Origin of the sequence: Pseudobutyrivibrio xylanivorans, assembly GCF_008935055.1 — a bacterium.
Lineage (GTDB): Bacteria > Bacillota > Clostridia > Lachnospirales > Lachnospiraceae > Pseudobutyrivibrio > Pseudobutyrivibrio xylanivorans_A.
The window spans coordinates 2989702-3014977 of record NZ_CP043028.1; the positions used below are offsets into that span (position 1 = coordinate 2989702).

At 42.3% G+C, this 25276-nt stretch carries 19 protein-coding genes; 2 read left to right on the plus strand and 17 right to left on the minus strand.

Annotated elements, in window-relative coordinates; genetic code table 11:
- Positions 1–45: 45 nt before the first annotated feature.
- The 8 genes from FXF36_RS13495 to FXF36_RS13525 form a co-directional block, all read right to left on the minus strand.
- Positions 46–2175 (minus strand): M4 family metallopeptidase, encoded by a 2130-nt coding sequence (locus tag FXF36_RS13495; protein ID WP_167511390.1) that lies wholly within the window; start codon positions 2173–2175, stop codon positions 46–48.
- Positions 2176–2235: 60 nt separating this feature from the next.
- The gene (locus FXF36_RS13500) at positions 2236–3027 is read right to left on the minus strand and encodes a tetratricopeptide repeat protein (protein ID WP_151624937.1); all 792 of its coding nucleotides are present in this window, start codon (positions 3025–3027) and stop codon (positions 2236–2238) included.
- Between the two features lie 227 nt (positions 3028–3254).
- Positions 3255–5909, minus strand: a complete 2655-nt coding sequence (gene alaS, locus FXF36_RS13505; protein WP_151624939.1) for an alanine--tRNA ligase — start codon at positions 5907–5909, stop codon at positions 3255–3257.
- Positions 5910–5928: 19 nt separating this feature from the next.
- Positions 5929–6087, minus strand: coding sequence for a hypothetical protein (locus FXF36_RS16390; RefSeq protein ID WP_167511391.1), 159 nt, complete (start codon positions 6085–6087; stop codon positions 5929–5931).
- A 76-nt stretch (positions 6088–6163) separates the two neighbouring features.
- Positions 6164–7003 (minus strand): DNA-3-methyladenine glycosylase 2, encoded by an 840-nt coding sequence (locus FXF36_RS13510; protein ID WP_151624941.1) that lies wholly within the window; start codon positions 7001–7003, stop codon positions 6164–6166.
- On the minus strand, positions 6990–7748 hold the full coding sequence (locus tag FXF36_RS13515; RefSeq protein ID WP_151624943.1) for an MBL fold metallo-hydrolase: 759 nt from the start codon (positions 7746–7748) through the stop codon (positions 6990–6992). Before FXF36_RS13515 ends, FXF36_RS13510 begins: the two co-directional genes overlap by 14 nt.
- 124 nt (positions 7749–7872) lie before the next feature.
- Positions 7873–8985 (minus strand): DUF5692 family protein, encoded by a 1113-nt coding sequence (locus FXF36_RS13520; RefSeq protein ID WP_151624945.1) that lies wholly within the window; start codon positions 8983–8985, stop codon positions 7873–7875.
- Between the two features lie 146 nt (positions 8986–9131).
- Positions 9132–10058 carry a diacylglycerol/lipid kinase family protein gene (locus FXF36_RS13525; protein WP_167511392.1) on the minus strand — a complete coding sequence of 309 codons (927 nt, stop codon included), beginning with the start codon at positions 10056–10058 and terminating at the stop codon, positions 9132–9134.
- Between the two features lie 75 nt (positions 10059–10133).
- On the opposite strand from FXF36_RS13525, the gene FXF36_RS13530 reads away from it, so the two are divergent.
- Complete coding sequence (locus FXF36_RS13530) at positions 10134–11411, plus strand: chloride channel protein (RefSeq protein WP_151624949.1); 1278 nt, start codon at positions 10134–10136, stop codon at positions 11409–11411.
- Between the two features lie 218 nt (positions 11412–11629).
- Here the strand turns inward: FXF36_RS13530 and FXF36_RS13535 are convergent, their stop codons facing one another.
- Genes FXF36_RS13535 through FXF36_RS13550 form a run of 4 tightly spaced genes read right to left on the minus strand, consistent with a single transcriptional unit; the run spans position 11630 to position 18504 of the window.
- Positions 11630–13966: an alpha-galactosidase gene (locus FXF36_RS13535; RefSeq protein WP_151624952.1), complete on the minus strand. Its 2337-nt coding sequence runs from the start codon at positions 13964–13966 to the stop codon at positions 11630–11632.
- Between the two features lie 24 nt (positions 13967–13990).
- Entirely contained in the window at positions 13991–15457 is a 1467-nt protein-coding gene (locus FXF36_RS13540) for a DUF6937 domain-containing protein (protein WP_151624954.1), read from the minus strand.
- Between the two features lie 26 nt (positions 15458–15483).
- Positions 15484–17943, minus strand: coding sequence for a glycoside hydrolase family 2 protein (locus FXF36_RS13545; RefSeq protein WP_151624956.1), 2460 nt, complete (start codon positions 17941–17943; stop codon positions 15484–15486).
- Entirely contained in the window at positions 17944–18504 is a 561-nt protein-coding gene (locus FXF36_RS13550; RefSeq protein ID WP_151624958.1) for a TetR/AcrR family transcriptional regulator, read from the minus strand.
- A gap of 189 nt (positions 18505–18693) precedes the next feature.
- Between FXF36_RS13550 and FXF36_RS16750 the strand changes: the two genes are divergently transcribed.
- A complete protein-coding gene (locus FXF36_RS16750) occupies positions 18694–18819 on the plus strand; it encodes a hypothetical protein (protein ID WP_263008650.1) in 126 nt (41 codons plus the stop codon).
- A gap of 779 nt (positions 18820–19598) precedes the next feature.
- Here FXF36_RS16750 and gltA read toward each other — a convergent pair.
- The 5 genes from gltA to FXF36_RS13575 all read right to left on the minus strand — a co-directional run bounded on the left by gltA (position 19599) and on the right by FXF36_RS13575 (position 25274).
- On the minus strand, positions 19599–20984 hold the full coding sequence (gltA, locus tag FXF36_RS13555) for an NADPH-dependent glutamate synthase (protein ID WP_151624960.1): 1386 nt from the start codon (positions 20982–20984) through the stop codon (positions 19599–19601).
- Complete coding sequence (locus tag FXF36_RS13560; RefSeq protein WP_151624962.1) at positions 20984–21874, minus strand: sulfide/dihydroorotate dehydrogenase-like FAD/NAD-binding protein; 891 nt, start codon at positions 21872–21874, stop codon at positions 20984–20986. The genes gltA and FXF36_RS13560 overlap by 1 nt, the downstream gene beginning before the upstream one ends.
- A gap of 209 nt (positions 21875–22083) precedes the next feature.
- On the minus strand, positions 22084–23040 hold the full coding sequence (locus FXF36_RS13565; RefSeq protein WP_151624964.1) for a TIGR03943 family putative permease subunit: 957 nt from the start codon (positions 23038–23040) through the stop codon (positions 22084–22086).
- Between the two features lie 9 nt (positions 23041–23049).
- Complete coding sequence (locus FXF36_RS13570; RefSeq protein WP_151624966.1) at positions 23050–24219, minus strand: CobW family GTP-binding protein; 1170 nt, start codon at positions 24217–24219, stop codon at positions 23050–23052.
- A gap of 221 nt (positions 24220–24440) precedes the next feature.
- Entirely contained in the window at positions 24441–25274 is an 834-nt protein-coding gene (locus tag FXF36_RS13575; protein ID WP_151624968.1) for a PRD domain-containing protein, read from the minus strand.
- Positions 25275–25276: the final 2 nt, after the last annotated feature.

Consider the following 25276-nt stretch of genomic DNA (forward strand, 5'->3'; position numbering starts at 1 on the left):
TATTTCAAGAACACCTCATCAGTCACCTGCGGTGACAGCTTCCCCTCAAGGGGAAGCCTTATATGATATATCCTTAAGTTGGTACTTTCCCTTCGGAATTTCGATATTATCTTCTCCTACTTCATCTCCCGTAATCCAGCCAGCCTCCGTGTACTTCCACGCTCCCACCAGATTACCGCCTTTATCATATTGGATGAGAGTAATATTGTACCTGCCTGGGGTGACGGTCACAGCCATCTTGTTACTTCCCTTCTTTGGCCAACTTACTCGAAGCTTGCCCTTTGAGTCCGTAACCTCCATTCTAACCCTGTTCCAGTCTACCCATGGTGGCAGGCTGAAATTAATTTGACTGGTACCAGCATCCACATAATCATAAACATCTTCTACACTCATATCAGTGTATTCCAAGCATTTCTCAACTGCTGGAATTGCTTCTTTGTACCCTGACATTTCACATGCCATTGGAAGAATCTCCCGCAGTTCCTGATATCCGCTCTTTGGAACCAGCATACACATTACCGTTCCCCAAATTCTACGTATATCATCAAACTCCAAATCAGTTTCGTAATACATATAAGGCAGTTGCATGCTTATCAGGCTTGAATTAATATGCACTCCACCATAATCATTTAAGCTTGATGGTAATGCCGCTTGCGGAACATAGAACTCTCCACCAGAAAACTCTGGCTGTCCATATAAATCAGGTGCAACCAAATCTCTTAGAACAGTCCCCGTTTTATCTGCCACACAAAAAGCAACTTCAGGGTCAATATAATCGCCCTCGTCCTCATAATGCTTTAGCTCTATGCACTCACCCATGATATCGCTCAAGGCCTCGTTTATTGCCCCTGGCTCGTTTGCGTATCTGACATTTGCAAGAATGGCACTTGTAACTGCATGAGTGTATTCATGACCAATTACATCCAAAGCCTCGTAATAATCATTAGCCTCTGACGTAGCGGTAAAAATATTAACATCTTCAATATTTCCCAGATAACACAGATTATCTACCGGATTGTGATTGTAATCCTCGTAGTTCATCAAAAGAAGCATCGGGCTTCCAAGTCCATCTGGGCCGATCCAGCCAGTCTCCGCATAAAAATCATAGCTTACAATATAATTGTGATAGGCTATTATGCTTTTCAGATCCCAATCCTCATTATTCTCTGAGGAAATCTCATTCAAACTATTGGCGTATGCAAAATCGTAATACTCGGCACAGAGAATTTTCCTTTCCGGATCCTCCAGATAATATCTTTCCCCATCATAGACAACTGGAACTGTGATTGTATGATTTTCCCCATCTAATGCTTCGTAGCTTACTGTGTATTCTTCGGCTTCATCATTCTCAAACCACTGTTCATAGGATTCAAAATTACGTTCCTCATCATTTTCAAGCATTGCAAAGGATGGAGCTGCTCCCAAATATTTTCCCTGTTCTGAAACATAATGCTCGATGAAAGGTGACTCTATTCCATCAATGTCCGAATCAGGATTATCTGAAAGAACTATATATACATTGGCACTGTATTCCTGAAGACTTATAGGATCAACCAAATATCTGTAGTCCTTCTTTGGATCCACAGTCATAATGGTGAACTTTCCTTCAGAATAATTCTTAGCCAGGTACTTCTCTACAATATCTATGGCCTTCTTTGATTCAATCGTTTCCCCTTCCTCCTGATAATATGGAACAATAGAAGAACAAAGCCCCTTCATATAGCCATTTTCGTCAAGTATGAATTTGACCACATTGGTAACAACGGTCTCACCGTTTACACTCTCTGTATAGGTGACAAATTGATTTCCCAAATCATCGTAGAGCATATAAGCCAGTTCAAGCTTTGTATCAGTATTTGCCGACAGTACCGGCATAACCTTTTTCAGGATTTCCGCAGCATATTCCTCGTTGTCAAAAGGCTTATCACAAATAGTTCCTTTCAAGAATGTGATATAGCCTTTTTCATTTGTGATGATTTCATAATCATCGCCGTTGAGCCTCTCAAGCTCATCAAAAACCGCCTGAGCCTCAGGATTGTCAAAGACGTTCGTCACATTAAGATTTATGTTAGCTTCAATCTGAGAATACTCTTCATCGTTCTCATCAGAAATACCATTTTCCGAAAATTCTTTAAGGGTCTCCGTAGTAAACTCCTTAAGCAAAAAATTAGCCAAAAGAAGTCCCCCAACAAACAATATAAAAATAATTGTTTTAACCCTTCGTTTAACCATTAATTAATTCCCCTGAGATAAAACAGAAATAATGTTACTTGCAGCAGTTGTGAGCTCTGGTTTGTCGTTTTGATCAATTACATATCTAAGATTTTCGATACCTTTTTCTACCTCTCCATCGGATATCTGACAAATGCCTATATCATAGTAAACATCCGTATCTGTTTTGCCTAAATCCATGGCCTTTTCAAAATCCGTGGTAGCATCTTTATAATTCTCGGCTGCCATATTATTGATTCCACGATAATAATAGAGATCTGGGTCTTCCCCCACGGCCAAAATGGTATCTATGTATTTAATGCTCTTTTCATAATTCTCAATATGCATATATGAAATAGCGGCAATATAACAGAATAAAAGAGCATTATCATCAAGATCAAGCATCAAGTCCTTTACACAATTATCAGCCTCTTTTGCTGCCTCCTCATAATCTCCGTTGTTGTAATAAAGCTCGCACAAAAGCTGATAAAGTTGCGCCTTACGGTCTTCATCTGTCTCAGATTCTATAAGAGAATTTGTCTTATCAATGGCTTCTTCATACTCTCCAGCTTCCAAGAGCTTTTTTAAATCGCTATAGAGAGTCATGTTAAAGATAATATTCTCTGGATCAAATGAATCGGTATAGCTCTTGCTCTTCTCCTTCAGATAATTATCATCCCCAGCCAAATCCTCAAAGAATGACTCTGCGCGAAGTCTCAGGATGTTATAGCCTACAGTAGTAAATACAAGTAAAACAACCAACAGCCCTGCTAAAACTCTAATCCATGTTTTGTGATACCATTTCGTATTTTCCATGTGTTTTCTCCATTATATTTGTATATAAATTTAAAAATAGGCACACTTTTATACTATAGGGTGTTCTACTATTTTACTACCTCAGAAACTAGTTGTCAGACTTTTCACAGATTGTTTAGAGTATTCACTAATTATTTTTCTTGACTTTAACATGATAAAAATCACAAAAATATCACAGACAAAAAAAGAGCTCCCAAAACTGGGAGCCCTAATGACATTCAAATTATTTACTTAATCATGCCCTCAAGCTGTGCCTTTGCCTCAGCAAGTGCATCTGGGATGCCTGCTGGATTCTTGCCGCCTGCCTGAGCCATGTTTGGACGACCGCCGCCGCCACCGCCAACCTTTGGCGCAATAGCCTTGATAAGGTTTCCAGCGTGAGCGCCAGCTGCCTGTGCAGCATCTGTAGCCATAACTACAAGGTTTACCTTGCCATCGCAGTCAGATGCAAGAACAACAACGCCCTCTCCAAGCTTATTCTTGAGGTCATCGCCAAGATCGCGAAGTCCATTCATATCTACACCAGCAACTGATGTAGCAAGGAGCTTAACGCCCTTAACCTCTACTACTGAATCCATAACATCGCCAACAGCAGCCTGTGCAGCCTTTGCCTTCATAGACTCAAGCTCTGAGTTTGCTTCCTTAAGCTGCTTCTGAAGGTGAGCAATCTTGTCCTCAACCTCTGCTGGCTTACACTTAAGTGCAGCAGCTGCATGGTTGAGCTTTGCTTCAACATCAGCATAATATTCAAATACAGCCTGTCCTGTTATAGCTTCGATACGACGTGTGCCAGCAGCAACACCAGACTCTGAAAGAATCTTGAATGCAGAAATCTCAGATGTGTTTGCAACGTGTGTACCACCACAAAGCTCTACTGAGAAATCGCCCATCTTTACAACACGAACTGTGTCGCCATACTTCTCACCGAAGAGTGCCATAGCACCACTCTTCTTTGCCTCATCGATAGACATGATTGCTGTTTCAACTGAAAGTCCTTCAGCAATCTTTTCATTAACAAGCTTTTCTACCTTTGCAATCTCTTCATCAGTCATAGCTGAGAAGTGAGAGAAATCGAAACGTGTTCTATCAGCATCCTGATATGAACCCTTCTGCTCTACGTGTGTTCCAAGAACCTCACGAAGTGCCTTCTGCATAAGGTGAGTAGCTGAGTGATTCTTGCAAATGCGAGCACGTCTTGCAGCATCAACTGTAAGAGTAACCTTCTCGCCTACCTTAATCATTCCAGACTTCATCTCGCCCACGTGACCAATCTTGCCACCCTTAAGCTTGATAGTATCCTTAACCTCAAACTCTCCGTTTGCAGTTGTGATAACACCTGTATCACCAATCTGACCACCCATTGTAGCATAGAATGGTGTCTCTGGAACGATGATTGTGCCAATCATGCCCTCAGCAAGTGTGTCAACAATATCTGTCTCTGTTGTGAGAACTGTGACTGTAGACTCAGATGTAGTCTTGTCATAACCAACAAACTCAGATGTAACAGTAAGATCGATATTATCATAAACAGATGCATCAGCACCCATGTAGTTTGTCTCTTTACGAGCAGCACGAGCCTTCTGTCTCTGCTCCTCCATGCAAGCCTCGAAGCCCTTTGCGTCGTAACCAAAGCCCTTCTCTTCAAGGATTTCTGCTGTAAGATCTACAGGGAATCCGTAAGTATCGTAAAGCTTGAAGGTATCCTCGCCTGAAAGCTCCTTAGCACCAGAAGCAACAAGCTTCTCTTCCATGCCTGCAAGAATCTCAAGACCCTTGTCGATAGTCTTGTTGAACTGCTCTTCCTCAGCTGTGAGAGTCTTGAAGATGAACTCACGCTTCTCCCAAAGCTCTGGATAACCGTCCTTACACTCGTTAATAACTGTCTCAGAAAGCTTAGCCATGAATGTGCCCTGGATTCCAAGTGCACGACCATGCTTTGCAGCGCGACGGATAAGACGACGAAGAACATAACCACGTCCCTCGTTTGAAGGTGTAACACCATCAGATACAAGGAATGTAGATGAACGAATATGGTCAGTGATAAGACGAATTGAAACATCATCAAGAGCATCAACCTGATACTTCTTGCCTGACATCTCGCAAATCTTGTCACGAATAGCCTTCATTGTATCAATGTCGAAAACAGAATCAACATCCTGCATAACTACTGCAAGACGCTCAAGTCCCATACCTGTATCAATATTCTTCTGAGCAAGCTCCTCATAACCGCCGTGGCCATCACCATTAAACTGAGTAAATACGTTGTTCCAAACCTCCATGAAGCGGTCGCAATCACAACCAACCTTACAATCAGGTCTGCCACATCCGTATTTCTCGCCGCGATCATAATAAATCTCTGAGCAAGGACCACATGGACCAGCACCGTGCTCCCAGAAGTTATCGCACTCTCCTGTCTCAGGGTCACGATAGAAACGTGTGATGCGCTCTGGAGCAACACCTACTTCCTTAGTCCAGATTTCGAATGCTTCCTCATCCTCGCCGTAGATAGATGGATAGAGACGATTTGGATCAAGCTTCAAAACCTCTGTAAGGAACTCCCAAGACCAAGCGATAGCCTCGTGCTTGAAGTAATCGCCGAATGAGAAGTTACCCAACATCTCAAAAAAAGTAAGATGGCGAGCCGTCTTACCTACATTATCAATGTCTCCTGTTCTAACACATTTTTGACATGTGGTGACGCGTCTACGAGGTGGAATCTCCTGACCTGTGAAGTATGGCTTAAGTGGTGCCATACCAGCATTTATGAGCAACAAAGAGTTGTCATTGTGTGGTACAAGAGAAAAACTGTTGAGGCAAAGGTGATCCTTGCTCTCAAAGAATTCCAAGTAGGCGCGTCGTAAATCATTAACACCGTTATTCAAAACAAAAGTCCTCCAAAAATTATTCCTCAGAAGAAGACTCGGCTAATGTGTCGATTCCCTTCTTCTTATCGCTGGATTTGCGAAGCTTGATTCCGATAAAGCCACCGCAAATACCCAATGCTACGAGTATGATCATCTTAATTAAATAACTTACAAAACTAGATAAAAATGCAGACATAGCAAATCCTCCTAAGTTTCGAAAATATTTATTGCATACTTGAATAAATTATAATGCAAAGCAATATCAAATTCAATCATTTCAGCTGTCTCTTGTGATAAAACTGAAGCTGTTGAACATAGCCCTGAAATCCACTGTAGCTCTCGTTGATGTAATTCAGATAATCAGCCTGATTATACGTGCTGTAGTCCTCTTTGATTATCTTTTTCATCCAGGTATCTATTGGGTAGCTTTCCATAAAATGAAAGCCATAGAGCATAATGCAATTGGCTACCTTTGGACCAATACCCTTGATAGCAATGAGACTGTTGTATGCCTCCTGATATGGAAGCTTGCTGATGGCCTCAATATTAAGCCTGCCCTCTGTAATAGCTCTTGAAATTCCAATGATGTAATCCGCTCTGTACCCTAAAGCCGTACCATCCATAAGCTCAGCCTCCGGAACAAAAGCCAGAACCTCAGGCTTTGGAAAATGTACACCATCAGAATATCTGTCGCAAAGCACCTGAATAGATTTCTTTATCTTTGGGATATTATTATTTTGAGAAATCACATAGGAAATAAAGACCTCCCACAAATCCTGTCTCAGGATTCGCATTCCAAAGGAATCCTTCAGTGAGTCCTTTAGAAATTTATCATTGCTTTGACGGATAATATTGTTATAAGAGATGTAATCCGTTTCAAAGTCAAAATAATTCTGCCAGAAGTCCCACTGTGACTCCTGACAGACAAAATCCCATGCGTCCTTCTCGGTATTTAGATAAAAGATAACCTCGTTATCTCCCGAACTGGCACTGTAGGTGTCTGGTATACCGTCAGCACCTTTGAATTCGCGTTTCATACGGAAAACCTGACCAGAGTTCAGAATGACATCGGGGTTGAATTGTTCTGGGGTAAGTTTTTTAGTAAATATCATAAACTATATTCTCTCTATCTATATCCACTACTTTATCCTTGAGATTTGCAATTCCTGGTCTGCCCTTGAATCTCTCAATCCACTGGTACTCTCCCCACATATGCATTGGGAAAATTGTGTCGCACTCAATATTTTTGATAAAATGCTCCATTCCAACGAAATAACCATCCTCGCCCATTCGAGAATCCAACACAACAAAGCCAAGGTCAAAATGTCTGTTTGCGATTGGTCTGAGAGCTCGCTTGTACTCCCTGCCGTAAACCTCGCCGTACAGTTCTCCTCTGCCTTCTGCATTCCACCAGTTTAAATCACCTGCATGGTATATGTTAAGGCCATTTACATTAATTACAAAAGCAACGCCTGCATCTGTAGATCTGAGTGTTTCGATTGTCATATCATCCACATGATATTTCTTCAAAGGCGCCACAAAGGTTATCTTTTCCTTGATAGAAAGATTAAAGCCGTTTCTAGTGAGATAATTTCTTCCAAGCCTAATATCCTTTGAAAGAATATAATGTATATTGCTTCGACTGTCAGCCCATCTTAGATTTTCAAGCCACCAGTGGTCCTTATGGCTATGGCTGGCAAACACATATAAATATTTCTCAGGGTCAAGCTCCGGTAAGCCTCCCTTGAAATCTACAACGTCCTTAACAACCCCCTTGTCAAAGTAATCAAAAAGCAAATATCTATCGTCCAGCTCCACTAAAAAGCAGCTGTGCATTATGTAGTAAACTTTAAGCATTATTCTTGTCCTTCTCTTCTGCCACTAATACATTAATGGCACTATATCTCCCCACTTTAGCCTCATTATAGCAAAAAAGCCCGGACAGATAAACTGTCCGAGCTTTAAAATATTTGTGACTTAATTACTTAGCTGCACGTGCCATAGCCTCGTCGAAATCCTTTGTTCCTTCAAATACGCAATTAGAATATGGGTTTCCACCGATTCTGATTGCATTTCTGATGATAACAGAGATACATACAACGTTAACAGCAAGTGCCATCATAGCTACGAAGCCCTGCATTGTAGGATCTGCTGTGATACCCATTGCTGCAATAGCCTCACCAGCTGCTGCTGTCTTGCCCTGGCCTGCATTATAAAGAGCGATAGCCTGCTCATAAAGATCCATTGTTGTGATACCAGCCTCTGTAGCGCCACCGTATACACGTGGAAGAACAGCTGCGAATGTACCCTTTAACTGGAAGAGAGGTACTACCTGTGCCCACATACACCAGATTGCAAGTGTGTTAGCACGGTTCTGGATCCAAGCACCCTTGTTCCAAAGAGCGTTAGCAAATGTAGGAGCAAGAAGAAGTGCAACACCACAGTACCATGTATGTGTAGGAAGATTTAAGTATGTATACTCGAAGTTCCAAACATCATAAGCAATGATGAACCAAACTGTCATATCTGGCCAAATCATATCTGACTGGTTCTTGTCGTTTGATGTGTAAAGCTTTACACAACCTGTCATACAGAAGATGTTGATCATACCAGCGATAGCGTTAACAACGTTCCACCATCCACCGTAGATGAATACACCTTCGTTTGAAGCCCACCAAGCACCTGAAAGAGTACCAGAAATCTGGTATGCTGCAAGAGCTGACTCCATATCAGAAACGTTAGCAATCATAATGTTTGCTGCAACGATGAACCATGGCCACCAAGCGAACCATTTTTCTTTACCAATGCCCCACTTGTACTTGATCATCATGAAACCAACGCATCCGATATCTGCTGCGTAAAGCTTGAAGTAGTGGAACCATCCATCCATGTAAGCAACTGTAGGGTTAGCTGAACCACCGAACATGCCAACATGAGCAAGGATAAAGTAAACTGTAAGAATAGCTGGGATGATTACAAAGATAATCATTCCACCGACCTTTGTACGACGGCCGATTTCGTTCATAAGAATTAATCCTGCAAATACAAGGCACCAGCCAAGAACTTGCCAAAGATTAGTAACTTGGAAAATCATTTTCCATCCTCCTTGATTAATTATTTAAATATATAGGAAGAGAAACCAATTCTCTTTACTCCGGTGTATATTATACTCAATAGTCTATAAAATAACAATGAATCATTTGAGAAACTTTTAATACAATTTTAATAATTTGTAAGTAATCAGCCACGAACTTTTAATGTCTGTGGTAAACATTCAAAGCATATTTCCTCAAAGAATCCAACATGTTCCCCATCTGCATGGACACACATGGGAGAATTCATTTTGATATGGATTTTATCAAAATTTAAGAAATCAAAACCGCGTTTTCCCTTGTGCTTACCTGCCACTAGCGAAGGTAAACGTAAAAAGCATTTTAATCTGCTGATATCATGAGCGTAAAATGCCGAAAGGAATCCTGAATCTGGTTTTGCATCGGGCACCATGGGAACTCCGCCACCCTCGGCCCTGCAATTCATAGCCGCAGCAAAAATTATTCTTTTCACATCCATACTTATTCTTTCACCTTTAAACCAGGCAGTAATCCTGGCATCTGCAAAAGGCATTGTAAAAATATCGCCAATAGTAAGCAGTCCATAAGTGGCAGAGCCAAGACCGAAATGATTAAGGAATTTCTTCAGCCTGCTGTTCAAAGCCTGAAGGCACACGTATGCGTCAACTCCTATCCCCGAGCTGACTCCAAAGAGCCTCTCTCCTCCTTCATAAATAACCTTTCCTATATCAAGGACCCTATAGCTTTCAGTATTCAATGCCCTTTTTAAAATATCTAGCGCACTTCCTGTAAGGCCTATTCCTGCAACAAAATCATTTGCGGAGCCTGATGGCAACGGTGTATAAAGTGTATTTTCAAAATCAACAATTCCATTTATTGCTTCGTTTAATGTGCCATCTCCACCCATTACAAAAAGCCCTACCAACTCTCCTGTTGATGTAGCTTCTTTTGCGAATTCCGTAGCATCGCCAGCCCCTGACGTGAATCTTACCTGATAATCAATATTGTTTGCATTCAGGTATCTTTCCAGTTCATCCCAGGTTTCTGCAGCCTTACCTGTTCTGGCTGCTTTATTCACAATAAATATGTTCTTCATAACAAAAATCCCTTTTCTATTAATTATAATAATGATAGCATATAAACTATCGATAAAAAAGAAAGGTATCCCCCCATGTTTAACGAGGAATTTAAAGAAAAAGCTATTCATAAAATAGACCATAATGGCCACAGAGCCTTGTCCGTTGTAACCTGGACAATTGCTTCTATCCTGGTCGGATTATCAGTCGGTGCATTTGCATCAGCATTTGGCCTTTCCATGAAATGGGTCATAAAAACCCGCGAGGCTAACCCTTGGCTCATATTCTTTCTGCCAGTTGGCGCCGTACTCATTACCTATATTTATAAAACCATTTTGAAAGTAAAGGACAGCGGAACCAATACTGTAATCGCCGCCATCCAATCAGATGAAAGACTTCCATTTAGACTCGCACCACTGATTTTCATTGCAACTTTAATCACTCACCTTGTAGGTGGTTCTGCCGGACGTGAGGGCGCAGCCCTTCAGATGGGTGGAGCCATTGGAAATGGAATTGGACGAGCACTTAAGCTTAACTCCACAGACAAGAAAACAATGATAATGTGCGGCATGAGTGCAGCATTCTCTGCACTTTTTGGGACACCTATGGCTGCCGCAATCTTTTCCATGGAAGTTATCTCTGTAGGCATCATGCACTACGCAGCCTTAGTTCCATGCGTTATTTCTTCACTTGTAGCTCGTTCTGTTGCCACACACATGGGCCTTGGCACTGAAATGTATGTAATTGGTACCATTCCAAAATTCGGTGTAGTAAATGGAATCCTTATCAGTGTGTTTGCAGTTATTTGTGGATTTGTTTCAATTCTGTTTTGTATGAGCCTTCACAAATATGAAGAGTTCTTATCTTCAAAGCTTGAGAATCCTTATATCAAAGCAGTTGTTGGTGGCTGTTCAGTTCTTGTGCTCACATTGCTTGTAGGCTCTCAAACTTATAACAGCACCGGCTCTGCTATCATCGAATCCTGCTTCACCGGTGCCACAATCGGACTTAAGTATTTTTTGCTTAAAATAATATTCACCACCCTCACATTATCCTGCGGATACAAAGGTGGTGAAATCGTTCCTACTTTATTCATTGGTGCAACCCTGGGCGCAGCTATGGGTCCAATACTTGGTATGCCATCTCCTCTGCTTGCAGCAGTAGGTATGGGTGCCCTCTTCTGCGGTGTAACCAACTGCCCAATCTCCAGCCTGCTCATCTGCTTCGAGCTCTTCGGCTACGAACCTATGCCATACTTCCTGCTGGCAGTAGCGTTCTCGTACTGGGTGTCAGGCTACACAGGACTCTACAAATCCCAAAAAATCGTATACTCTAAATATAAAAGTAATTTCATTAACAAGAAAGTAGAATAAACAAAAGCCAACAGACATAGACTCCGCAAGCGCGAGCAGGGGAGTGCCATGCCAAGCCTGGGAGGGACCTACACCGGGCGGGACAGGGGTAATATTTTCCGAGCTTAGCGATGGAAAATGTTGCCCTAGTAAGCGAAGCTTACATTTCTTAGGGGCCCAGGCTTGAGTATGGAGGGTGCCCTGCGGGAGCATGAAAACCTATATTTGTTGGCTTATTTTTATATTTTTTCGGCGAAGTACAGGCGTGCCCCAAAGTCTGGGAAGTAACGCACCTGTTCATTGTAGCCTGTGCCTACAAAGGATTGTGCAAGCTTTACACCTGCATTGTTAAGTGTAGATCCTGAAGCCACGAAGTCTTCGCTTTCTCCAGGCATCTTCACAAACTTTGCGATTACATTGTGAAGCACACCATCCTGCTTGATATGCACAGGTGCAACTGTATTAACCAAGTCTCCAAAGCCCTTAAGATTATACTCAAGCTTTCTTCCAAAGAAGTGGTACTTGGCATCATTATCAAGTCCAGCCTGATCAATTCTTAAGTACTGCTCACCAGCCATAATCTCTCGCTGCATAAGCATTGTAACAGCTGTTTTCTTGCTCTTGTCAACAATGCTCCACTCGTAGATATTTCCATCCTTGAGTCTATAGTAATCTCCAAACTGAAGAGTCTTTCTATACAGCTTGTAAAGCTCAATCTGCGCCTTTACCGATGCAATATCCTCAGCCTTTGCATCATTGAGATTAAGCTCGTAGCCAAGCACTCCAAAGCTTGCAACTGCAAAGCGGCTCTCAATAGGTGTCACGCGAAGTGTCTGATGGTTTGGACATGCAGATACGTGAGCTGTGTAAGTGCTCTGTGGATAGCCATAAGAGTATCCATTTTGGATTACAAGTCTGCTAACTGCATCAGTGTTGTCGCTTGCCCAAATCTGTGGATAGTAGCAAAGTGCTCCAAGGTCAAAACGGTTGCCACCTGAAGCGCAGCCCTCCATAAGAATCTCTGGGAACTTCTCTGCCAAAGTCTTAAGAAGTCGATAGAATCCAAGCACATATCTGTGGCTAACCTCCTGCTGCTTCTCAGCTGGAAGATACTTTGAGTAGTAATCAGAGAAGTTGCGGTTCATATCCCATTTGATATAAGAAAGTCCAGGTGTAGAGAACACCTCACTCATTCTCTCTATCATGTAATCAACAACCTCTGGATTGCAAAGGTCAAGAAGTCTCTGATTACGTCCCTCTGCATGATCCATACCTGGAATATCGATAGCCCACTCTGGATGCTTGCGATAAAGCTCGCTGTCAACGTTAATCATCTCTGGCTCAACCCAAAGGCCAAACATAAGACCAAGGTCGTTAATCTTCTTTGATAAACCTGCAAGTCCACCTGGAAGTTTCTTGGAATTTACAATATCCCAATCACCAAGTGCGTGCTTATCATCATTTCTCTCGCCAAACCAGCCATCATCCATAACAAAAAGTTCGATACCGGTGTCTTTTGCAGTCTTGGCAAGCTTGAGAAGAGATTTCTCAGTAAAGTCGAAGTATGAAGCCTCCCAGCTGTTGATAAGAATTGGGCGCTCCTTTTCCTTCCACTCTCCTCTTGTAATATGCTCGCGAACGAAATCATGCATATTATGACTCATTTGACTGAAGCCCTCAGCAGAATAGGTAAGAACTGCCTCTGGAGCCTGAAATTCCTCGCCTGCCTCAAGAGTCCATGTGAAATTCTGTGGATTTATACCATAGGCCACTCTTGTCTTCCCCCAAGGAGAAACCTCGGTAGCTGAATAGTGATTTCCAGAATAAACAAGGTTGAAGCCCCAAACATCTCCTGATGTCTCATCAGAATCAGCATCTGAAACCATAAATAAAGGATTGCAGCGGTTTGAGCTTGTGCCTGTAAATGAGGAATTTACAAGCTTTCCAGCTGGAAGAATCACATCAGACTTGTTCATCTCTCTTGTCCATGAACCATGGAAAGATGTAATCTTCATGCCTGGTGTATCAAAATCAAGAATCATCGAAAGCATACGAGTAAGCTTCACAGATTCATTTGAGCTATTTATAAATTTGGCTGAACGGGTAATAACGTCACAACTCTCAAATACGCTATATGAAAGCTCAAGCATGAAGCCGTGGTTCTTATCCTTCAAGGTGACAATAAGTGTCTGTACATCACCATTTTCATCGTATGCGCTAGGAAGTCCAGCAAGTTCAGGCTTATCATTCACCACCTCATAACTCTCATAGACAAAATCAAGTGTACTGCTGCCGTCAGCGCAGATTGCCTCCACCATTGGCTCCCTAAAATCACCCTTACCAATAGAAGAAGTCTCAAGTCTGACATCCTCAAGTGTAAGCTCTGGGTGCTCGGCATTATAGGTAACAGTGTTGCCTGGAGCAAATGCACGCTTTTCAATAAGCACAGATGGCTCATCCTCCTGGATGAGCCTTCCGTAGTACAAATGTTCCAGCTGACCTGTCTCCATTACCTTAAATGCGTAAGTAGTATTTTCAGTATTTAATACAAATACTTTTCCATCAGCTTTAATCATTATATTTCTCCTAAGTTACATATATTATTTATTTTTCATAGACATAGCCAACTCAACGACCTTATACGCCCCGTCGTAAAGACCGATACTCTTGTTGACCTTGATGCTGTCGCACATATCCTTAAGAAGCTTCTCATCCTTCATAAACAAGTCAATCATCTGAAGTGTATGAGGAATGTCGCGGCACTCTAATGTTCCATCGCCCATCTCTGCTGAATGAATAGCTCCCCACATCTCATGCTTTCCAACTCGCTTGATGAAAAGCTTTGGAATTGGGTAGAATGCAAGCTCAGATGGCTTAGTAACAAGTACGTCGCAGCTTCTCATAAGAAGATTTGTGCAGTAAACCGCCTCGAAAATATTCTCGTGATAGAATCCGTGAATTCCTGTAACATCACCTGTGATAGCATCCTCAGCAAACTTTGAAGTTGCCTCAAACTGATTGAAATGCTCTGTAGAAACTGCCTTCATCTCAGGAATCTCTGCAATCAAATCATCCCATACGTTCTTGTAATCACCAACATTTACATAAAGTGTAGCCTTCTGATCCTTGATTGCAGGAAGAAGATATTTGATGATTGCAGCGAAAATCTCCTTCTGAGCACCAGCGCCACCAATTGTAAGTAAAAATCTCATTGGCTTGCCATTTGCCTTACGTGCCATTCTGGCATCACAATCTGCCTCGATATTGCTAACAAGCTCATGGTCGATATAATGACCAACATAAACCAAATCATCATTTGGCATTGGATGGCAAACCGCATCATTTCCCGCCATACCATTACAGATACGATAACCCATGTATGCGTTCTTACACTGAATTGTATGAACTGAGCCCTCAGCAAAATGAAGGGCCATTGGCCAGTTATCAGGAATGGCATTTACAACATTCTTCATGCCAGCATGAACTGCTGCCTGTGCAGGCCACACGTGAGTACCAACAACAGGAATATCCTTTGGAACGTTCTTGTAAACTGTAGCCATAAGCTCTGCATTCTTCTGATCTGCAGCGTTGTAGCTAAGCTTTCTAAACCACTCATAGTTTGCAGGCTCCCAAATAAACTTGTTGAAAAGCTTGTTCTTTGAAAGTCTTGAACCAAGTGAATACAAATCATTCTGTGCACTGATTACCTTTGTGCAGGTTGTCTGTGGATAGCTATTCAAATCCATCCAATATGGTTTGTAGCCCAATGCCTTTGCAGCTGAAGCCATTGCCATTGAAATACGATAATGACCAAAGCCCATTCGGATATTTCCAACGATGATACCCTTTTCAGTATCAAACTTCTCCTTAGACTCACCGTCCTTTAAAAGGACATCATAAACGCCAAGTGAATCACCGATGTGGCTGTTCTTCTCGATTACGATATTGTAATCAACGTTTGAGTCATCACCGAATTTCTTGATGCTCTTCTTCTTTGTGTTACATGCCTTTTTGTAATCCTTGTCAGAAATGCGATTACCAAAAATCACCCTACTCTTATCATTCATTACTAATATTTACCTCACCCTATTAATTATTTTGTCAAACATTCTGCGGAAAGTCCGATGGTAACTGGTTCAAGCCCCTCGCTTGAAATTATGAGCTTTCCGTCTCCATCTTCGCCGATGGATTTTATATAAACTCCCGTACATCCTCCCATTGGAGAAACTACCTTTGGACCAATGATTTCGAATGGTCCTTCTACCTCAAAGCTAACTGGCTGTGAGAAGAAATAAAGCTGATTATCATTCTGGTCAAGAAGCTTAACTCTCACATTTGCAACATCATATGTATGAAGCTCTGTGAGAAGTGTGTGGCTAACCTTTGCATCAATATGTACACTTGTAACCGCCGCCTTCTTAACAGTCTTTACTACTTCGCCATCCTTGATAGCTTCGAACTTGTACTCTCTGGACTCACCGCCCCAGTCGCCAATGAACTTATTGTAAATTGGAACAGCCTGCTTTGGGCTAACCCTGTGCAGTACAACCAGTTTAAATGCAAGCCATGCAAGCTTTGGAGTTGGCTTGAAGCCCTTTAATGTGACCTCGTTCAAAGCTTCCTTTAAAAGCTTCGCCTGTCCCTTTGTGTAGCTGCCATCCTGTTCGATAGCATCACCAACAAAATCATTTATCAGAATCGGACCATGCTTCAGATTCTCGAAGCTGCTATCCGCTGGGAAATATTCCTTTATAAGAACATCGTTCTTATACATCTTCACCGAATCAGCATTACTGATGATATAAGACTTGCCACGATTGCAGGCAGGATGCTCACCAATATCAAAGCTTGTAGTAACATCCAGAATTGTCTCTGTCTCAGAAAATGCTGAATATACTGAGGCTGCAAGCTTAGGATTTCTGAACATATCCATCACGCCGTGATAACAGATTCTATCTCCGGAACCGAAATCCTTATGTGTGTTGTAATCAAACATACACCAGCCGAAGCCACCAGCAATGTCTGACTCTCCAGCAATTGAGTCAAGAACATTTGCATGACGAATTGCATGCTCCTGTCGCTGCTCCTCATCATCGAACGGCTTTGTAGGATACATGTGTCCATTATATTCGCTGATGAGATAAGGCTTCTCCTCGTTTGATGTAATATCACTCTTCTTAGCACAGCCCTTGTTATTTCCTGCGTGGAGGAAATCATTATAGGTGTAAACATCCTCTAAAAGATTGCTCTTTGCTATGCATCGCACACCGCCAGTTGGACGAGATGGATCAAGAGAATGTGCCATTGCATTTGTCTGCTCATAGAACTCGTCATCATCTGGTGACTCATTAATTCGAACGCCCCAAAGGATAACTGAAGGATGATTGCGATACTGGAGCACCATCTCTTTGGTGTTCTGAATAGCCTTATCCTTCCATTCCTTATCTCCTATGTGCTGCCAACCTGGCATCTCTGTGAATACCAGCAGTCCAAGTCTGTCGCACTCATCAACGAAGTACTGTGACTGTGGATAGTGCGAAGTACGAACTGCATTAAGTGCAAGCTCCTCCTTCAAAATCTTTGCATCAAGACGCTGCATAGATTCCGGCATCGCATAACCCACATAAGGATAAGACTGATGTCTGTTGAGACCTCTAAGCTTTACCTTACGACCATTTAGATAGTAGCCGTTCTTTCTGAACTCCGAGCTTCTGAAGCCGATGGTAACCACGTCCTCATCAACCACATTGTCGTCAAGAACAAGCTGAGTCCTAACTTTATATAAGCGCGGACTTTCGATATCCCAAAGCTTTACCGAAGCAGGTGCGCTGGTCAGACTCATGTAATAGCCGTTCTCACGCTCCTCAAGACCACCAACAGGCTGAGAAATCAACAAAATATCATCCAAATACTGTCTAACGAAAACTCGCTCCGCTGCAGCAAGCTTGTAGATGCGCTTTGGCATGATACATTCAGTCTTGATAATACCCTGAACCTTCATCATCTTTATCTGCTTGGCATTACGCTTGCTGGTAGTAACGCGTTCAAGCAGTGATGGCTGTATATTCAACTCCCTGAAGTGAACCTTTTCCTTCACCTCGAAATAAACATCACGATAAATTCCACCATAGGTCATGTAATCTACCACATAACCAAATGGCGGCTGGTTCAAAGTCTCCCTTGAATCCACCTTTACAGTGATGAGGTTTTCCTTGCCATATTCAAGGATTTTACTAACATCAGCAGAAAATGCAGTATAACCACAATCGTGATGCTTCACATGCTTTCCATTTACGTAAACATCACATGAATGAGCAACTCCCTCAAATACAAGGGATACAACCTGATTTTCCCACTGAGTTGGTGCGAAGATGCTCTTCTGATAGCCACTTACCATCTGGTAAACGCTCTCATCAAAATAATTGAGAGGTGTCTCCTTGACAGTATGAGGCAGATTAACCAATGTGGATTCCTCCATCGGTTCAGTAATCATATCCTCTGTGAAGCTTTCGTTGAAGCGCCATTTTCTGTCTAAATAAATTCGTTGTGCCATTTATCTTCCCTTTATAATGATTCCATCAACCAATACTTCAACAACCTGCTTTAAGGCAACAGGGTAGGCTGTTGTATTCTTCTTTAAAAATTCGCTCATAAGCAAGCGTTCTACGCTTGACTCGTACATAAGCTTGAAAATCTCCAGATTAATCTCGCGGATTGAACCCTCAGCCATTCCCGCCTTCAACAAATCGAAGGTCTTGTCCCAGCCACTTTCCAATCTGTGTGTAAGCTTTTCATGAGCCATTGGATATTTCTCAGCAAGTGCCTGCATTGCGCTGAAATCATATCCATAATAATTCTCAGGTAAAACCTCCAGAATACCGCGAAGCTTCTCCACAGTGTTAAGTGAGTCATCATTATAGATTTTATCCTCTGCAGACTTGATTAGATCGAAAGCATAATCCACCATCTCACACATAAGCTCATTCTTGTCATTGAACACTGTGTAGATAGTCTTCTTGCTCATCTTCATTTCCGCAGCAATATCATCCATAGTGAACTTTGGACCCTTTACCTTGAAAACATTTAATGCGCCTTCTAATATTCGTTCGTTCATAATTAACTCCCAAAAACTATAATTTATTGCTTGAGTTTCCTACATAAATTGTACCACACCTATGGAAACTAACTCAACCCAAATACGTTTGTCCATTTTTCACAATTTCTTAATATTGTTTTTGTTGACAAAGTACAACTCAAGGTTTATCATATGCTCGAAAAGAAAAAGAGATAGGAGGAATTAAGAATGTTCGAAGAAGTATCATTCCAGATGTACACAGTTTACGCAGATTATGAAAAGTACTGCAAGAAGCAGAAAATTGAGGGCAAGGAGCCGGTATCATTCTTCAAGTACGCTTTTGGACAGCTCTAAAAACTGAAACTTAACATTAAAAATTCAGGGCTTGCCTAACGGCAAGCCTTTTTTTGCGGCTCATCTCACGTTATCGTATCCGCTATTTTTTTACCCTCTATTGTATGTGGTGTCCCAGCCCAACCGCCCACCTGGCACCACGAGGCCCACCCAGTCCATTCTATTTGCACAGTCGCAAAATTGTGATTCTCTAAAGCTACGTTTCGCTTTTTTTATTTGTGGGTGTCCGTTTCATTCTTTGCACTTCTAACGCCACAGTATACACAACACAAACACTAATAATTCTTGAATTAAGCTTCTATGCAGCAAACTTAGGAATAATTGCGTGATTTTGCAATGAGCTTAGTGGGAAACAAATGTTGTTTTGATATATATAGGCACGACGAGTCACGCATGGCCATGAGAACGAGCGGCTGATCATGGACGTGAATCCCGAGTGGTGCCTATATCTACAAAAAACATTTCGTTTTCCCACTTAGCGAATGGAGTATGAACGCAATTATCCTAAGCTTTGTGCAGAGAAGCTTATATAAACTACAAAGTGTCTGTGTAGTGTAATACAGTGGGTTCGAAGTGCAACATCAATAAAAGGACACCCCCAGAAAGCTCAACCGGTAGCTTAAGAGAATCTGCAATTTTACTCCAATGATGCAAATTAGAATTGGACTGGGTGGGCCTCGTGGTGCCAGGTGGGCGGTTGGGCTGGGGCACTAATCTAAAAAATGGTACAAAAATAGCGGCTCCTTATTCAAAGAGCCGCCAAAATGCGTAAATCGTTTTTATTTGTTGCGGAAGTATTCGTCGATGGCTGCGGCAGCTGTTTTACCTGCGCCCATGGCGAGGATTACAGTAGCTGCACCTGTTACGGCATCACCGCCTGCGAATACTGCGTCTTTTGTTGTTGCGCCCTGCTCTGTAGCAATGAGGCAACCCTTCTTATTTGTATCAAGACCAACTGTTGTGCTAGAGATAAGTGGGTTTGGAGATGTACCAAGTGACATGATAACAGTATCGCACTCGATTTCATACTCGCTGCCTGGAATCTCTACTGGACGACGACGTCCTGAAGCATCTGGCTCGCCAAGCTCCATCTTGATAATCTTGCATCCACGAACGCTTCCTTCCTCATTAACAAGGATTTCAACTGGATTCTGAAGAAGATCAAAGATAACGCCCTCTTCCTTAGCGTGGTGAACTTCCTCTGCTCTCGCTGGAAGCTCTGCCTCAGAACGACGGTAAACAACGTGAACCTCTGCACCAAGACGAAGTGCTGTACGAGCAGCATCCATAGCTACGTTACCACCACCAACTACAACAACCTTCTTGCCGCGAGCGATTGGTGTATCATAACCTTCCTTGAAAGCCTTCATAAGGTTGTTACGTGTAAGGTACTCGTTTGCAGAGAATACTCCGTTAGCCTGCTCACCTGGAATATGCATGAACATTGGAAGACCAGCTCCTGAGCCGATGAATACAGCCTCGAAGCCTTCGTTCTCCATAAGCTCATCGATTGTGATTGAACGTCCGATGATTACATTCTTTTCAAATTTAACGCCGAGAGCCTTTACATTCTCAACCTCAGCCTTTACTACCTTGTCCTTTGGAAGACGGAACTCTGGAATACCATAAACAAGTACACCACCCATCTCATGAAGGGCTTCAAATACAGTAACATCATAACCAAGCTTTGCAAGATCTCCAGCTGCTGTAAGACCTGAAGGGCCTGAACCAATAACAGCTACCTTGTGTCCATTTGGAGTAGATGTATTCTTTGGCTTGATGCCATTCTCGCGAGCCCAGTCAGCAACAAAACGCTCAAGCTTTCCGATAGCTACTGCCTCGCCCTTAATTCCACGGATACACTTGCCTTCGCACTGTGACTCCTGTGGACAAACACGACCGCAAACAGCTGGAAGAGCTGATGACTCAGAAATGATTTCGTATGCTCTCTCGAAGTTGCGCTCCTTAACCTGCTCGATAAATGCTGGAATATTAATAGAAACTGGGCAGCCACCTACACACATAGGCTTCTTACAGTTAAGGCAACGTCCTGCCTCCTCTACTGCCTCTTCCTCTGTATATCCAAGACAAACCTCTTCGAAGTTTGTAGCACGAACCTTAGGGTCCTGCTCTGAAATAGGTACTCTAACTAATACGTCTCCCATTACTTGTCACCTCCACAATTTCCACATCCACCGTGGTGAGTATCGCCTTCCTGCTGCTTAAGAAGTGCTCTGCCTTCCTCTGTCTTGTACTGCTTTGCTCTAGCCATAGCCTGATCAAAGTCTACAAGGTGACCATCAAACTCTGGACCATCTACGCAAGCAAACTTAACCTCATCACCAACTACAAGACGGCAAGCTCCACACATACCTGTTCCATCAACCATGATTGGGTTCATAGAAACTACTGTAGGAATGCCAAGCTCCTTTGTAAGGAGACATACAAATTTCATCATAATCATAGGACCAATTGCTACGCAATGGTCATACTTCTTACCTGAATCTACAAGTGCCTGAAGCTGCTGGCAACCATTTCCGTGGAAACCATAGCTTCCATCATCTGTTGCAAGATAAAGCTCATCAGCTACTTCGCGCATCTCGTCCTCATAGAAAAGGATATCCTTTGAACGTGCACCAATGATAACTGTAGTCTTTACGCCATGCTCCTTAAGCCACTTAACCTGAGGATATACCGGAGCTGTACCAACACCACCTGCGATGAATACGATGCTCTTCTTCTTTGTCTCCTCAAGCTCATCCTCAAGGCAAAGCTCTGAAGGCTGTCCAAGTGGACCTACGAAATCTGCGAAAGCATCACCTTCATTAAGAAGTGCCATACGCTCTGTAGAAGCGCCAACAGTCTGGAAAACAATTGTAATAGTTCCTTCTGCTCTATCGTAATCACAGATTGTGAGAGGAATACGCTCACCCTCCTCATCAATCTTTACAATAATAAACTGTCCTGGCAAGCAACCAGCTGCCACACGTGGTGCTTTAACTACCATAAGGAAAATCTTATCGGAAAGCTTTTCCTTCTTTAAAATTGGATACATAAACAAGACTCCTTCCCTTTTTCGTACCATAATGTACGTATTATATCTATTCACTGTAGCATTGTAAAGTGTTAAAGTGAACAAAATTGTATTTTTGACATAAATTAAGCCTCTAGTAGCTATCAAGCTCTTGGTGTTACTCAAGGCGCCAATCTCGCGACGGAGTAAAACCAAGGCTTGAGAGTGTGACTAGAGGCGCAAATTATATATTAACTAAAGTATACAAGCTCATCTTCTGGCTTTTCAGCTGGCTCTACGGAAATCGGATAAAGCACAGGGCCTCTTCCTTTATATTCCTTTGCGAACTCTACTTTAATTTTTGCTGTGATATCTACCCAAGTACGATGTCCAAGGGATTCCGCTTTATCCCACTTGCACTTCATACCGAGGAACTGGATATCCTCAACACAGCATGTCATCGCAAAACGTCCTGGAACGAATACATCCTTGCGAAGCTTGCCATCGTTTGGATTGTAAACAAGACCAAGGAAGTGAACTGTCTTGCCGTCATACTTCTTTGGTGTCTCCATACAGTCCATAAACCAAAGTGCGTAGTCAGCATCTGTGATTTCGATAACATCTGCATCGATATCAAATGGAAGCTCCTCTGGAGAATCATCAATTGTTCCATCTGCTCTTTCATAAACAATCTGAGCCGGGCGATTCATCGACTTAATCTGTCCACGGAATTTTGTCTTTGGAGTAGCATCTGTACAACGATTGAATATTACTACCTCTGCCTTGAAAAGCTGCTCCATCATCATGGTGCGCATGTTGTTGAGATAGTTTTCAAAGGTTGTAGCATCAACAGTAGCAAGTGACTGCGCTGGAACCCATCCTTCTGGAAGTGGCTCGTCGTAAATCTTGTCCACGCCCCAGGTACCGTTGTACTCAAGGAAGATAACATCAGGCTTGTACTCATTTGAAATTCTTGTAAGGTTTTCAAGGTTGAATTCCTCTTCAGAATCGATTGTTGCCACCTTTGCATTGATTGTCTTAAGCTTTTCAATATCGTACTCAACATCGCCATCCTCACAAGACAAAATGAGGATTCTGTCTTCTCCGCCAGCGGCGAAGTCATTTTCAAACAATGTCTCCTGGATTAGAGTGGTTTTACCACTGTCCATAAATCCAGTGAAGACATATACTGGTATATCTTTTGCCATTTTTACCTCTTATAATCCAAATAACTCTTCAATCTTGTGCTCGTCAATATCTGCACCGATTACAACAAGACGTCCTGTGTAATCAGGCTCACCTGCTCTGAGCTCGTACTCTCCGTCTACAAAATCGAAGTAAATCCATGTACCATCTGTTGAAGGAACCATACCCTTTGAACGGATAACTGTACCGTAATCATTTGTGTTAGCGAAAGCCTTCATAGCCTTCTCGATTGTAGACTTCTCAAACTTGTGAGGTGTCTCCTTACCCCATGTATTAAATACATCATCTGCATGATGGTGATGATGATGATGCTCATGATCGTGGTCGTGACAACCGCATGTGCAATTCTCGCCATGCTCATGATGATGTTCATGCTCCTCATGGTCATGATCGTGATGATGATGCTCGTGCTCCTCATGGTCATGATCGTGATGGTGATGCTCATGCTCCTCATGGTCATGTTCGTGATGGTGATGATCATGCTCCTCGTGGTCATGATCATGATGGTGATGCTCGTGTTCATGCTCTTCTTCCTCATGCTCATGAGCCTCTTCTGCAAGATGCTTCATCTCTGCAGCAAGATTGTCCTGACCTTCCATAACTGAAAGAAGCTTCTCACCTGAGATTTCCTCCCAAGGAGTAGTAATGATAGCAGCCTTTGGATTGTGATTCTGAATCTGCTTAACACAGAACTCAAGCTGATCCTCTGTAGCTGTCTGTGAACGTGAAAGAACAACTGTAGTTGCAAACTCAATCTGGTTATTGAAGAACTCACCGAAGGCCTTCATCTGCTTTGAAGCCTTGAGAGCATTAACAACAGTAACAAGACCACAAAGCTTAACATCTGCTGTTTCCTCAAGCTTGATAACAGATGTCATAACATCTGAAAGCTTGCCAACGCCTGATGGCTCAATGAGAATACGATCTGGGCTGAACTTCTCAAGTACCTCATGAAGGTTCTTATCAAAATCGCCAACAAGTGAACAGCAAATACATCCAGAATTCATCTCTGAAATTGTAATACCTGCGTCCTTTAAGAATCCGCCGTCGATACCAACCTCGCCGAACTCATTCTCAATAAGGACTACCTTCTCACCCTTGTATGCTTCTTCAAGCATTTTCTTAATGTAAGTAGTTTTACCTGCACCTAAAAATCCTGAAATTATATCAATCTTTGTCATTTCAATTCCTTCCTTCCTGACAAATTATTATTATCTAACACAACTAATTATCATAACACAGAACTGTAAAAATTCAAAGAGAAACAAGCTTGGTAGCCACTTTAATTCACAGAAATTACAAACAAAAAGAATACAAAAAAGCAGTCAGCCAAGAATATGCCAACTGCTAATTGTTATAAGTGAACTGTTCTGTTTTAGGGATTTAATAAACTATTGTGTCTTTAATCCATTTCATCAAGCGCTACTCGCTCAATATGCATAGCAAGATAGCCGATTTCTGCCTCATGTATCTGCTTGTCCAAGCTTCTCCCAAGCTCTTGGCATATGCGTGTAGCGGCCTGAAATGAATTTGCGGCGGAGGCATTTATATAGTCATTCATATCAAGTTTGATTACCTCGCCTCTAATTGTACGTGCAATCATATAGCGAATATGATTGAGAAGCCTGTTATAGGACAATGACTGAGTATCAATTCTCTTGCCAGTTTCCTCTTCTACCATGCTCACGCACTGTCTCACAGCGTCGGCCATCTGCATGGCCTGAGACACAGCCTGATCCATGATTGAAGAATGAACATGAAGTGCTATATATCCAATCTCATCGTCAGAGATTGTAACACCAAGCCTGTCAGCAAGCATATCTCTTGCTGCCTCGGCCACCTTAAACTCGACATGGAAAAGAACTCTGATATCGTCCGTCAAGGGGTTTTTAAGCTGCTCATTACTCTTAATTCGCTTGACTGCAAATTCGATATGGTCTGCAAGAGGCAGCATAACATTTCTGTCGATAGTGTTAAATGCAGCCTCTGCGCCATCTAAAATTTCATTAGCAATTTCAAGATAAACAGGGTCGATGCTGGTGGCTAATTCCTTCTTATCTCCACGGTCTGTAGATTCCTTAAGGGAATACACTTTGTGCTCGTCAGTAACCTCGATTGTCTCGCTAATATGTTTTCCGAACCCAATCCCCTTGCCCATAATCAGGTATTCCTGTGTTGTATTCTCAGGAATACCGATAAGAGCATTATGATTTAGAACCTTTTCGACTCTGTACATCT